14 protein-coding genes are annotated in these 12,958 nt (G+C 43.2%); 5 read left to right on the top strand and 9 right to left on the bottom strand.

Annotated features, from left to right (window positions below):
- Positions 1 to 27 precede the first annotated feature (27 nt).
- From XMD530_RS02545 to XMD530_RS02535, 3 genes are all read right to left on the bottom strand, one after another.
- Complete coding sequence (locus XMD530_RS02545) at positions 28 to 768, bottom strand: class II aldolase/adducin family protein (RefSeq protein ID WP_173506412.1); 741 nt, start codon at positions 766 to 768, stop codon at positions 28 to 30.
- Between the two features lie 274 nt (positions 769 to 1,042).
- Entirely contained in the window at positions 1,043 to 1,537 is a 495-nt protein-coding gene (locus XMD530_RS02540) for a MarR family winged helix-turn-helix transcriptional regulator (RefSeq protein ID WP_173506411.1), read from the bottom strand.
- A 202-nt stretch (positions 1,538 to 1,739) separates the two neighbouring features.
- The gene (locus XMD530_RS02535; protein ID WP_173506683.1) at positions 1,740 to 2,039 is read right to left on the bottom strand and encodes a hypothetical protein; all 300 of its coding nucleotides are present in this window, start codon (positions 2,037 to 2,039) and stop codon (positions 1,740 to 1,742) included.
- A 271-nt stretch (positions 2,040 to 2,310) separates the two neighbouring features.
- On the opposite strand from XMD530_RS02535, the gene XMD530_RS11490 reads away from it, so the two are divergent.
- A complete protein-coding gene (locus XMD530_RS11490) occupies positions 2,311 to 3,597 on the top strand; it encodes an HNH endonuclease (protein ID WP_173506682.1) in 1,287 nt (428 codons plus the stop codon).
- Positions 3,598 to 4,074: 477 nt separating this feature from the next.
- Positions 4,075 to 4,701 (top strand): hypothetical protein, encoded by a 627-nt coding sequence (locus tag XMD530_RS02525; protein ID WP_173506681.1) that lies wholly within the window; start codon positions 4,075 to 4,077, stop codon positions 4,699 to 4,701.
- 735 nt (positions 4,702 to 5,436) lie between these two features.
- On the opposite strand, the gene XMD530_RS02520 is transcribed toward XMD530_RS02525, so the two are convergent.
- The 5 genes from XMD530_RS02520 to XMD530_RS02500 form a co-directional block, all read right to left on the bottom strand.
- Positions 5,437 to 5,934 carry a hypothetical protein gene (locus XMD530_RS02520; RefSeq protein WP_173506680.1) on the bottom strand — a complete coding sequence of 166 codons (498 nt, stop codon included), beginning with the start codon at positions 5,932 to 5,934 and terminating at the stop codon, positions 5,437 to 5,439.
- Positions 5,935 to 6,177: 243 nt separating this feature from the next.
- A complete protein-coding gene (locus tag XMD530_RS02515) occupies positions 6,178 to 7,599 on the bottom strand; it encodes a phage/plasmid primase, P4 family (protein ID WP_173506679.1) in 1,422 nt (473 codons plus the stop codon).
- Positions 7,599 to 7,793, bottom strand: a complete 195-nt coding sequence (locus XMD530_RS02510; protein WP_173506678.1) for an AlpA family transcriptional regulator — start codon at positions 7,791 to 7,793, stop codon at positions 7,599 to 7,601. Before XMD530_RS02510 ends, XMD530_RS02515 begins: the two co-directional genes overlap by 1 nt.
- Positions 7,794 to 7,915: 122 nt before the next feature.
- Positions 7,916 to 8,593, bottom strand: a complete 678-nt coding sequence (locus XMD530_RS02505) for a hypothetical protein (RefSeq protein ID WP_173506677.1) — start codon at positions 8,591 to 8,593, stop codon at positions 7,916 to 7,918.
- On the bottom strand, positions 8,580 to 9,767 hold the full coding sequence (locus tag XMD530_RS02500) for an integrase arm-type DNA-binding domain-containing protein (protein WP_173506676.1): 1,188 nt from the start codon (positions 9,765 to 9,767) through the stop codon (positions 8,580 to 8,582). The genes XMD530_RS02505 and XMD530_RS02500 overlap by 14 nt, the downstream gene beginning before the upstream one ends.
- Positions 9,768 to 10,253: 486 nt before the next feature.
- Here XMD530_RS02500 and XMD530_RS02495 point away from each other — a divergent pair, with 486 nt between their 5' ends.
- Together XMD530_RS02495 and XMD530_RS02490 are read left to right on the top strand one after the other, a co-directional pair.
- On the top strand, positions 10,254 to 10,628 hold the full coding sequence (locus XMD530_RS02495) for a hypothetical protein (RefSeq protein WP_173506675.1): 375 nt from the start codon (positions 10,254 to 10,256) through the stop codon (positions 10,626 to 10,628).
- A gap of 20 nt (positions 10,629 to 10,648) precedes the next feature.
- Complete coding sequence (locus tag XMD530_RS02490) at positions 10,649 to 11,116, top strand: hypothetical protein (RefSeq protein WP_173506674.1); 468 nt, start codon at positions 10,649 to 10,651, stop codon at positions 11,114 to 11,116.
- A gap of 2 nt (positions 11,117 to 11,118) precedes the next feature.
- On the opposite strand, the gene XMD530_RS02485 is transcribed toward XMD530_RS02490, so the two are convergent.
- The gene (locus tag XMD530_RS02485; protein ID WP_173506673.1) at positions 11,119 to 12,114 is read right to left on the bottom strand and encodes a hypothetical protein; all 996 of its coding nucleotides are present in this window, start codon (positions 12,112 to 12,114) and stop codon (positions 11,119 to 11,121) included.
- A 173-nt stretch (positions 12,115 to 12,287) separates the two neighbouring features.
- Here XMD530_RS02485 and XMD530_RS02480 point away from each other — a divergent pair, with 173 nt between their 5' ends.
- Positions 12,288 to 12,842, top strand: coding sequence for a recombinase family protein (locus XMD530_RS02480; protein ID WP_173506672.1), 555 nt, complete (start codon positions 12,288 to 12,290; stop codon positions 12,840 to 12,842).
- The last annotated feature ends 116 nt before the right edge of the window (positions 12,843 to 12,958 follow it).

Here is a 12,958-nt window from a genome sequence, read left to right as displayed (position 1 = left end):
GATTTTTCGATTGGACTAGACAGTAGGCTAATAAAAATCAATCCACTGTTTCTGTGCTTGTCTTGCGCGAGCTCTCCATAGTGCCCACGGTCTTTCTATCTGCCCCTCAATTACCTCTTGAGTTGTTTTTGTTTCACCTTCAGATAAGAACTCAACAGGCCCGAGGCTTAAAGCTTGGGATTGGAGTTTAGCGTTCACCTCAACATAAATCGCTCGGTATACGGCTTGTTTAATTGTCGGGGCGACTACTGTTGATCCATGACCTCTCATAAGAACTAGAGTGTCCTTTGAAAGAGTGTTTGATAGGGCATGACCTAATTTATTATTGGTTATTAGTAGTGATGAATCATCACCGGCATGATCACGTATCTCAAAAATTGGCACGTTGGTGCCTATAAAACCACTCATATGACAAAGAGGTTTCATTGGAGATGTTTTGACAACACTAAAAGGCACTACTGAAGGTGAGTGACTGTGAACTATGGCCATCACATCAGGTCGGGATTTGTAAATTTCGCTATGAATAAAACGCTCTAAATATACTTTTCGTGTGTCACCATCAGCCACTTCACCTTCGGTGTTGAATTCGATGATATCTTCTTTTGTGACAAGTCCTGGTGCCATATTTCTTGCTAAGAAAAAATTAGAGGGTTGCTCAGGGTTTCGAACACTGATGTGGCCAAAAGCGTCAAGTACACCCTCATTAAAGAGAATCAGATTTGCATCTACTAAGTCTTCTAGTATTTGAGGAATCTTGTTCTTATTCATTATTTTCTCCAATTTTTGCTAACTGAACAATTGGTTGTGTCGCTGTCATTCGTAACAGCTAACAGGAAACTCAAAAGAAAATATTAGCACTCTAATTTTGTAATTAGAACAAATTTAGCAACCTAATTTTATCCTCTCCAATGCGGTGTTAATAACTTTATATGGCAGATTTCATCTTAGGATCAATGAATCCAAAGAGCACCTGAAATGTATTAGTGATGGCTGACAGCCGCTAACAATTAGATGAAAACGGCTTAGATGGAGTCTGAATAGACTATGAGCGCTGAAATTTGATGAGATTTTTATGAATTAAAATTAAAGACTCTCGTAATAATGTAATTTGCTCTTCGGGTAAACCGTATGTTGCAACCTTATTAATTTCTTCAGCTTGTGGCACGAGTGCTTTTTCTAGATCACGGCCTTTAGGTGTCAGATAAACTAGTCTTCTAGGTTTTCCTTCAACTATTGGCTTTAGTTCTAACAGGCCGGCAGATTCCATGCGCTTAACAACTGAATTAGTTGTAGGCTCAGCTAACCCTACTCGTTCACTAAGTTCTCTTTGTGATAAGCCTTCTTCTGCCCAAAGCTCTCGAAGATATGACCAATAACCATGGTTGACTCCATGTGGCTGCAATCGGCTCTCTAAGCAAACTTGAAAGTCACGCACTACTTGTCTAAGTATGTGGGCCAGTCGCTCACTTTCAAAATTTTGGACGTCTAATTCGTTATGATCTTCTTGATTATGAGATATCGGGGCAACATTAGTCATATCGTAATATATTTATAAAATCTTAGAATACTCATTTTAGCATACTAATTATTCATCCGTGCAGCTTTGCTTCATTTTTAGCCCTCCTGGATTACCTACACGACCATACACCTAGTTTCCACGTACCCATCCAAGATCCTTTACATACAAACCTCTACACAGAACATGTTTTGACGTACAGGAAAGTACAGATAACTAGCGGCTATTCTTTGTCGAACACAAAGTCAGACATATCCGTCTTGATCACCATCGAAACTAGTCTGTACCCATCCTTAGGCAGTGCAGTAAACACCAAAGAGCTTGATTGATGCACCCAGAATTCTAGCCCTGGTGAAGGTATAGGCGTTATCAGCTGATATATCTCAGCGCTTTGCAGAACCTGCATCGCTTCATTAGTAGCAATTGTTTCATCACCGTCAGCCTGCTCTTTAATGAAGTACCTGATGACAAGCTTGGAGATTAATACTGGACCTAGGTTTGGTGTCTCAATAAGCGATAGCATAAAGCCTCCTAGATCTCTTGATTACCGGTTTGTATTTAACCAAATTGTAGAACCATTTACGGACGGATAACCAAATAGGTAGCAATACTTAGTCCGTTCACCTTATTTTAAGTTAAACTGAAAACATTTATGGCAATTTGGATCTATGCACTCTATGGCCAGCAAGAAGCAGAAAGCCAACGCTTTACGGAACCGGCTTGAGGAAGAGACACGACGCCACGCGCCAACAACAGGGCTGGTTCGAGCCCCGAAGCATAAACACGGCCCAGTAGTGCCGGTAAACGTTGATCAGTACATGGAAGAGCAAGGCTTTCATCCCGCGCCTAAGCGGACCTACCGTCACCCCAAAACGATCGCGGTTCAGGTCGAAGTCGGCAACCCCGAAACACTAAGCAAACTCTGGCGTGCTCGCTACAGTCTCATCGCCGATTGGAAAGACGCGGCGAGAGTCCTCGCGAAGATCGAGTTCATAGAGGGCAGAACGGACAGGATACTGACGCCCGAGGAGCTTAGCGACCATCCCAATATGCTCGAGTTTAAAAAGCACCGTGGAGTCAGTGCCGGCGATGAATACAGAACTGACCAGCCCGAATACGTTAACCCTTCGGTAATTCAAGAGCATATAGATAATGGCGAACTATATCCGCTTAAAATCCTATGGCGCCGCCGCGGTGTACTGATCGAGTGCTGGGAGGATGCCGCTAGAGTGTTCGCTGCAATTGCCTATCTGAAGGGCGAAGTAGATGAGATGCAGACTCCGGATGCGCTTTCCACTCACCCCCAAATCGTTGCTTTTATCGAGAAAAAGGCTACTCACCTCCAGCAAGAAAGCCCCGTTGAATATGATCATGATGAAGTATGGGATGAAGACGAGTATCTGACAAACCTGCAGATTCGTCAGGTTATCGACCGTGCTGACAAAGAGGAACTGAGCGAGCTCTGGAATAACAGAACCACTCAGATCTTATACAGAGATGATGCGGCGGCTGTACTGGCTCAGATGCGGTTTGTGTCTGGTATCGATGCTGTCAGGCAATCTCTAGATAATGTGTATGACCTTGAGATTCTCGATGATTTCGAGGAGCGCCCAATCGACGATCTTGAGATAGATATACAGTCAAAACCACGTCAATCACCACAGAATACGGTCACAAACTTGCCAGACGAGCCTACGGGCGAGAAACGCCGAAAGGAAACCACAATCACTTACCGTGAAGGGCAAGCTAAATTCCGGTCAGCGCTGATCTCTTATTACGGAGCTAGATGTATGATCACCGGCGAGACTGTAGCGCAAATCATAGAGGCTGCTCATATTCGACCCTACGATGGCAACAAAACCAATCACGTCACTAATGGTCTGCTGTTACGAGTCGACATTCACCGACTTTTCGACTGTGGCCTATTAAATGTCGACCCAACAACACTCAAGGTACTGGTGGACGAATCCCTGATGTCGAGCAGTTACGGGGCGTATCACAACACAGCACTCAACGTGGAAAGCCCTGTGATAGATCGAGAAGCACTCGCTGAAAGACTGAAAGCTAGTACAGAAAATTAAAATGGTCTAAAGGTGGGCAATCGGGAAGGTATCCTGTGTGGTGGCGAATCTGAACGTTGCAGCTTTTGCTCGTTTGGAATGCGGTGTCCGAACCCTAAATCGATGTTTGCCACTCCTAACGGAGTGTCATCATCTCTTATACTTCACGCTTATGGAGTGGCGTAGCTTCGTGTCGCTTCGCTAACTACTCTACTGCTCCAGCGCTCAGTAACGAGATGAACAGCCTTACTTCCTTGTTCTGAAGTTTAGTTTTGTTTTTATTTTAACTTGAAGAAAAATGGAACGATTTTGCCTGGCTGTTAATGTTGGACTGTTATCAAAACTAGGGGATATGCCCCTGGTACATACTTCCTAACCATTACTCCCTAGTTCCCCTTCAGTGCTAGCAAGGACCGCTATACGTAGAACCCCTCCTTTTGGTAAGTCCATTTCGTGTTAGGCCCCGTAAGCATTCACAAGAATAAAAACGGAGGCCACATGAAACACGCTATAAAACCCCTCTCTCTGCTTACACTGCTGGGTGTTTTAGCCGGCTGTAACGCCGATAAGCTCGAAGTGACCCTCAAGACAGATGAGATAAGATCCGTGGGGCAAGGCGAGCTGTCAACTATCTCTTTTGAAGCTGAGTTCTCTTTGATGTCGGAGCTAGACGCTGAGCAGCGCGCTGAGCTTGATCAGATTATTGCCACTGTTGAAGACTTTATGGATATCGACGATATCGAGTTGGAAAATACCGATATGGGTATCAATCTATTGATCGAGGGGCAGATGCCGATGAGCGGGACACAGGTATCAGCCCCTTGGTATGTCAGCGTGACTGATTCATACGTGCACAATGATCTCTACCGCATCGAGCTAGCAAATGGCACGGAGTTCGATCGCTTCCAAAACGCACTGCAGGGAATCAACTTTATGCTAGCGCCCAACGCAGTCCAACCGATTAAATATAAGGTCCGCGGTGAAGGTTTAGTGATGGCGCCGGGTGTTGATATCGATGGTTACACCTATCTGCTATTCGCCGGTGAGATCGATCGTCGTCTGACGATGAACTTCTCAGGTGGTCCTTGGGAAAATACCAGTGGGGGTTTCTTCCTGAATAAGTAATTTCGAAACAATAAAGGGAAGCGGCAGCCCCTAGCCGCTCCCTTAATTGCCAAAACTTTGACACTCCCCCAGCCCCATTTCTACGCTACCTAGCGAACTTCTGATACTCGACAAAGTGCGCAATTGCGCGTTTACACTTTTAAAATTCTGTCGTGACATTAACGACCTAGATCCCCTTCAGTGCCAGCCTGAACCTGCCATACGTTAAGCGCCAAATTTGGTATTACTTATATCTTTGATCTCTTATAGGGGTTCACCACTTGGACATGACTGCTCAGCACAGTGTTCAGGCGGGACCGGCCATACGGAAAATTGCTCGCGTTTAGTAAGTGGGTATTACTTATAGAAAAAATATAATTAATACAAATGCCCCCCCCCATAAGCATATCAAATGGCTGTATTTAAAGAGTGGCAGGAATCTGTGAACTAGGGGTTGAGTTACACCTAGCTACCGCGCTTCGCTTGCTGGATACCTTTACAAGCACCATTGGAAATGATGCTTGCTCGGCATCAGATATTTACTCCTTAGTTTTATGAACAGGAACTAGTAGGGTGTTTTTGATTTTTTCAGGATAGATGGCATAGCCATAAGAACGTTCTCAGCCTCTGCCGAGGCTTCGTCATCTTTACCCCTTAGTCTTTTGCTTACGGAACATCGAAGCACTTCGCTTCGCTCGGGTGCTTCTAGTTCCGACGCAACGACACGGGGTAAATCTGACCACTAGTTTAGGGGGGTTATGATGTTGTTTTCATGTCCTTCCAAATCTGTGCAACCCGCTTAAATTCATAGGGCGGTATAAACATGTAAGGGTTAAGCATGTAAGTACCAGGCTTTATTTGCTGCAGTACCTCTAGTTCCTGAAGCTTTGCCCCATTTTTGTTATCACTCATCCTAGTTCTGATACTCTTGTGAAGCTCGTTCTCTTTGTTTTTATCTAGAACGATCAGATTAGGATTGTGTACTCGACGCTTTCTATAGAAGTTCCAAATATTTTGGTTTACAAGTATGTCTTTCAGGTCAATCACGATACCCATCTGTTTGGGTGATAACTTGCTCAATACTCCAATAGCATCGATGGCTACATCTTCAGGAAATTCCTTCGATGCTTTGCCATTCCCTATAACTAGAAAGGGAGGCGTCTTTTCATTTTTCTTTTTGTTTACTAGGATCTCGTAGTGCTCGTTTGAGTCTAGATCCCCTAGTTTCTGTTTAAGTTCAATCATGCTGGTCATAAATAAATTCCTATAGTTTCAATAGATTTCGATCACAAAAATCGATAATCCTCATAGATCAAATCTATATTAAGTAACTGTTTTTAAAGTGTTTTTATATGTTATTTAAATAACATATAAGATATTGATACCCAGAAGGTGTTAGTTGAGGGTGGAGTGGCAGCAGTTTCCAGCTTGTACCTCACAAAAAGTTAACTGTCGATTGCTGTCACTCGTGTCACACCCGTCACCTAGATCCAACTCTTAGCAGAGTTGAACACCCTCGTAGCCTCGGTCTTTGTTAGTTCGGAAATCTTTAACTTTGCCTTTCATGTGGGTCTCGAAGTACCAACGTGCTCGCTTGCTAAAGCCTTGCTTGGACTCAGCGGACTTAAGGTTGGTTTCGCACCATTCTGTGTAACGTTCAAACAGCTGTTTGATCGGCAGTCTGCTCCCTAGTTTCTCTACAGTGTTCTCAGTCAGGAACTCTGTAACCGAATCTAGATCAACCCTGTACTGCTCGCATTCCTCTAGGATCTTCTGGGGTGTCTGTAGGCCATTTTCTTGCCAATCAGACAATCCTTTAAGGGCCCAGTTAAGAATGCCTGGTAGCTCGTCCTTGAGCTTCACAAGGAGGTTGGGGTCTCGGTCTGCTTTAGGTACAACATAGTCGAAGTGGATGAAACGGAATCGACGCCAGAATCCCTCATCATTGATGTTTCCGTATGGCTTGTCGTTACCGTACATCACTAATTTCACTGTGTTATCGAAGGTGATCCAGTTAGAGCGGAGGAATCGGCCCGTTAATCGAGCGTCACCAGAGATCGATTTTAGACTCTGCACATCAAAAGCAGTGTCGCCATCGTTGGTTTCGTCTGTAATCGCTAGTCGTGTTCCAGCTAGCATCGCCATGCTTGATTGAGCTCCTAGGTTTAGGGTTCCACTGCGCTTCTTCATGAAACTGTCGGAAGAAACCTTTGTGCTGTAATTGCCTAGGAGGGCTGTTATGAGATCTAGGAATGTCGATTTGCCATTGGCACCTGCTCCAAAGAAGTAATAGATTTCTTGCTCTTTGTAGCTTGCTGTCAGGAAGTACCCAACAAGGCGTTGCAGGTAATCGATCATCTCTTTATCGTCTTGCATCGCTGTTTTCAGGAAGTCTTCCCACTTTGGACACTCCGCGTCAGGGTCGTAGGTTGTACCCAGTGACTTCATTACAAGGTCACTAGCGAGGGCTGGTCTAATTGAGACCTCAGCAATGTCGTACACCTGATCTTGAATGCCAATCAGATTATGGTCAGCATCTAGCTTATCCATACTAAGTGCTTTTTCCTCTTCAATTATTTTGCGTACAGCTGCGATCTTGTTAGTGTTCATGGCACTAGTCAGCCATTTCTCATCCACAATGTTCAGATGTGGGTACTTGTAATCGGCGATGTTAGAGATGATCTCCTTGTGGAAGGCCACAAGCATTCTTCTAGCATCTTCAGCTCCGATCCAAGTGCCATTGCTGAACACACGCCATTGTTTTTTGCTGTTATCGAAGATGATATTTTCGCCATGCTCTTGGATGATCAGCTCTGCGATCATGGAGTCATGTTTACCTTCTAGCATTTCAGTCTGATTGTGGTTAGATAGTTCTAGATCGTTGTTGGTTGCAGCAATGTTTGTATTTAGTGAGTTCATTACGCTACCTCCTGATCACGAAGGGCGATACGAGAATCAATCCACTCTTCTAGTTCTGATTGCACCCAAGCGCTTGAGCGTTCGCTAAGTTTGATTGGTTTAGGGAATGCACCTTGCTGAGCAAGATGGTAGATGTATGAACGTGATAGGCCAGTAGCGGCGATTACGTCTTTGAGCTTTAGTAGTTTAGGCATGATATGCACCTTTTCCTTTTTAAGTTGCGCCGTTCGTTCGGCGTAGGTGCATTACAAATTTTTAGAGGTATTGCTCCCTCACAGGTGGGGGAAGAGGATTCCCCAGGTGGGGAAATTCCTATTTAGTTCTTTTGTGTCTCCAGGTACTTCATGGCTTCAGCTAGCAGGCGTTCATCGACTTTGCTTAGGCCGTAATTGTTAACGTCCAACTCAACGGCTAGCTCTAATAATAGCTCTTTAATCTGACTCTTGTTGGGGCTTGTGCCTGATGCGTATTTGGGGCTCTTAGCTAGGTGGTGCATTAATAAGCCAATCACTTTTAACGAAGTTGTAGATGGCTTTGTTGGGGTGTTTTCTGAAACCAGATCTTTAGCAATAGATGTAGCTGGATTTGGGTTGATAAATAGATTGTCAGTGATGGCATCATCATCTGATTCTCGATTTAAACTCGCCAGTACATAACCGTCTGGGGTGCCAAGATCAAAAAGCTCTTCAAAGTACAATCTGTTGTTGCCGTCGTTTTCGGCTTTCCATAAGCCCTTCAGATAACCATCGGTGAGTAGTATGAAATCGCAAATGTTGTAGGATTTTTCAACGCAGCTAGGTGCTTCGCGAAAGTTTTTATCAGTTACAGTGCCGTTGATGAAGTCCTCTTCGAGTACGTAAGTGACTTCGGCCCAGCGATCGAAAACATAGTAAAGCTCAACTTTGCCAGCTAAAGCTTTAGCCAGAACTTGGCGGTAGATCAGCTTTTCATTTTCACAGTAGACTGCGAGAGGTGTTAAATCATCTAGCTGCATTTTTTAATTCATCCAAATAGTCAGCCCAGCGCTGCATCATCTCAGTTCTTTGAGCTAGGTGCTTGGTGCGGTTGTAGGCGCGTCCGTTAGGGTCTTTAACGACGTGGGCTAGTTGCTGTTCAATCCACTCTATCCTGTAATCTAAGGCTTCGTCTAGCAGGGTTCGTGCCATTGCTCTGAATCCGTGTGCAGTCATCTGGTCGTTACTATATCCCATTGAGCGTAATGCCACTCGCAGCGTGTTTTCTGACATGCATCTAGAAGCGCCACGAGTAGAGGGAAAGATGTACTTTGATTTCCCTCTAATTGCTTCGAGTTGATTTAGAATTACTCTAGCTTGGCTACAGATTGGAATGATGTGCTGTTGTTTGGTTTTTTCAGAAACTAGCTCAACTCGGTCTTCTTCATGATTGATGTTTGACCACTCTAGGTGTCGTAATTCACCAGGGCGGCAAAACCATAGAGCTGAGAGCTTTAGTGCAGACTTAACATGAATTGATCCAGGGTACTCTTCAATAGCGACTAAAAGCTTACCTACTTCTTTAGGTTCTGTTATTGCTGAAAAATGTTTTTTAATCGGAGTCTTGAGTGCTGATTCAAGTCCTTCAGTTGGGTTTGAAGTTGTTTTACCAATAATCTTTGCGTGATTAAATATTTGGCTGGCAATTTGCTTGGTGCGATGCGCAGTTTCTATAGCTCCCCTAGATTCAATGATTCTTAAAGTTTCTAGTAGGGTAGGTGTATCAATGTTTCCAATATCTAGTTGACCCAGCCTTGGGATTAAGTCGTTTTCTATCGCTCTTGTGACTCGTCTTTGATGCCCTTCTGATTTGTCATGCATACGAGCTTGAAACCAGTCTCTAGCTACAGTTGCAAACGTGTTTGATTCTTTTGTTGGTACTCCGTTTCGTTTTGCCTTTTTGGCTGCGCTAGGATCTGTACCATCTCTTAATAATTGGCGTGCTTTTTCATGTTCAAGCCGGGCTGCTTTTAAAGATACTTCCGGATAAACCCCGATAGCTAGTTTCTTCTCCTTACCACTGAATCGGTATTTGTATCTCCAGTATTTTCTTCCAGTTGTAGTTACTTCTAGATAAAGCCCCTTTTCATCATACAGTCTGTAGATTTTTTCTTTTGGTTTGGCAGCTTTTGCTTGAATGTCAGTAAGGGGCATGAGAAGTCTCCAATTTATAATCTGGGGGCTTCTAATGTGTCGCCAATCTAAAAGGCCCCCTGATGAGCCCCCAAGATCTTCTGGTTGGTAGTGGATTTTGGAGGACGGTATAGGAAGGAGGTTATCCTCAAGGCCCTTATATTACAAGGCCTTGAGGGCTTCTTAGGACTATCTAAGATTTGAATTTGGTGGAGGTGGCGGGTGATTCTACGAATCGTTATAAGAACCCGCTAATCTTCTGTAATGCAAAGAATTTCTGAATAGTTAGGTACAAAAAAAGGGTACAAAAATTTAAGAAAATATCAATCAGGCGAGAACTTTTTAGTGTCATGCAGAATTTAATACGATCTAAGGTATATCCAGTCATCTTAATCGGAATAGTCTGGGTAATTCGATTGATTAATCCTCTATCGAATTAGCATATTATTGTTGTTAGTGTTTCATATAGGGTTTAATCTTAAGGTGTGGATTTATGAGGGGTCTATTATGAAATATTCAGTACTGTTGTTATTAACTTTCTCACTTTCTTCTATGACTGTAGAGGCAGGTTGTACGTCTAGAGAAATTGGTGGTTCAGTGTTTACAAATTGTGATGATGGTACGAGCTTCACTAGTAGAGATATTGGTGGAACTACATTTCATAGTGGGGATATTAACGGAACCTCAAGAAACATTGGTGGCACGCAGTTCCACAACATAAATGGTCAATCAGGTACTTCTCGTCAAATAGGAAATACTACGTTTCATCAGATTGGCAATGTTAACGGAACAAGCACAAATATTGGAGGTACAACCTTCAATAGTATTGGAGGGAGTAATTTTAGCTGTAGAGAAATTGGTGGAACAGTTTTTTGCGATTAACCTGCAATAATGGAGTTTCTATGAATAAGTTTGTTTTGTTGATTCCCATATCCATCACACTTATGGGTTGTATCAAGTCTGCAGAAGTTCGTAATGCAGAATCAAATTTAGAATCTTTTGAAAGACAGCAAGCTAGTCGTTACATTTCTGGATGTACATCAGAAGCGGCTAGGTTAGTTCCAGTGCGCATGGAAAGATTTAGACCTGACCCGCCATCATTGCAAAACTGTGGATACTACACAGATAACATGTCTAGGATGATCTGTGAGCAAGGTAATCAAAATGCCATTGCACTCAATGAGGCTATGTCCTACAAAACTTATGATGCAAATGAGAAACAACGTGCACAAGTGCGCGATGATTGTGTGTCTCAGTTGTTGAATAGCGATCCAAACTACGTGCAACAAAAATCATTACTTCTTCGGTCGTTACAATCAGCCGAAGATGCTCAAGCCTCTGACCCTCTGAAGGCATTTGGATTTAAGTAGGCTTACTCCCAATCAAACATTATGCTTAATTTTGCATCTTCTACGGACATACGTGCACCTAGTGCGGAGCTTTCATTAATTGAGGTAAACCAAATAACTTTCTTGTGTTCTGGAATATAGTATCCCGTATACGTGATATAAAATTTAGCACCATCTAATTCGGCAACAGTATTTGCCGTTATTCCTTTAAATCCCCTCCATCTATCTGGAACTGAAAGGCAGGTAGCGCCTGCATTTGTCATCGCACCTTCACATGATCCTTGGAGTGATTTTTCATAATCAAAAGGCGTATTTAGTGGCACGTGGAGCATACCGATAGCAAGGTAGTTATCTCCACTAATGGTTTCTGCTGTACTAATTCGCATTCCATTCACTATTTCGCTTGATACATTGAAGGGGTTTTCGGTAAGTAGCTTTAGATTCATATCAGCGATTACTTGTTCAGTCACCGACTGTCGCCAATTAGGATTAAGTAGATTGCTCAATCGTTCTTTTGAATTTTTAAAGCCGTTTAATACTTGGTTGATCATCTCTGCTGAGACGTAAAACGTTTGTCCTCGTGCCTCCATTGGAGTTCTGTTGGCTGCGGCAACCAATAATGAAGCGGTGTTTCGCTTTGCTTCAATGAAGTAATTGCCTAGTTTTCTTTCAAGCTCCTTCTCTAAGCTATCTAGCTTTGTGGATCGATATATACTCCGAAGCTCATAGCTTCTTTTGACTGAGACCCAGCCTTCATACGGGTATTCTAGAACTTGGTCTAAATCTATCAGTTCATCGAGAAACTGCTTTACTTCGTTTGAGCTTGCACCAGTGGAATATATGGCTTCCCAAAACTCATCGTGCAACTTTTGGTCCAGATAGCCATCCACGTTCACAACTGTGTATATGGTACTAAGAACTTTCTCTTGAGCCTGTATTAAGTGGGTGCTCTCAGCAGCTTTAGTATTAATAGTGGTAACTAGAACTACCCAGGCGACAAGTTGAATTATGATTTTCATTAATAATTCCCCATATCAATGGTCTTTATTAATGTTCTAACGACTTTTCAGGCACGTCACATGCTCATATCTAATAGGTTGTTTAATAGCATGCTCATAATTTTACATTTTAATGTTTGTAACATGGTGTTATGATGGTGCTCATAACTTAAGAGAATTGAGCAGGTGAATATATGACTACGTTAATTGGTTGGGCAAGGGTCTCAACACAAGACCAGTCGCTGGAACTTCAACATAAAGCACTTGAGGATGCAGGATGCAGCAAGGTGTTTGGCGGTAAGCACTCAGGAGTAAGTAGTAAGCACGATGACGAACTAGTCAAGTTAATTGATTACGTGCGTGATGGAGATACCGTCGTAGTTACTAAGCTGGATCGTTTGGGTCGTAGCCTAAAGCAGGTGCTTCAAACTATTGATGCGTTGAAAGCCAAAGGTGTGCATCTAAGGGCGTTGGAACAACCTATTGATACAAGCAAAGAGGATGCCTTTAGCAATGCCATGCTTCAGCTTCTGGGTGTGTTTGCAGAGATGGAAAGGACGTTCATAGTTGAGCGTACAAAGGCTGGTCGTGAAGCTACTGGTCGTAAAGGTGGTAGACCGCACAAGCTAGATGAGAGCGCACGTACAAAGATTGTTTCAGAGTTCAAGAAGGGCGCAAGCAAGAATGCTCTATCTCAAAAGTATGATGTGAGCCGTCTGACTATCAAGCGTATCGTTGAAGCACAATAACTTACTCGCCGTGTAAACCAAGGTGGGGTCTAAGGGTAGACGGGGGGTGTATCTACAAGACTTTGTATTCGTATGTTGCCTGTCAGATACAAGTTAGTTGATTAGCTGACAATTAA

The sequence above is a fragment of the Marinobacterium sp. xm-d-530 genome, assembly GCF_013283365.1.
Taxonomy (GTDB): domain Bacteria; phylum Pseudomonadota; class Gammaproteobacteria; order Pseudomonadales; family Balneatricaceae; genus Marinobacterium_E.
This window is presented reverse-complemented; position numbering and strand designations above follow the sequence as displayed.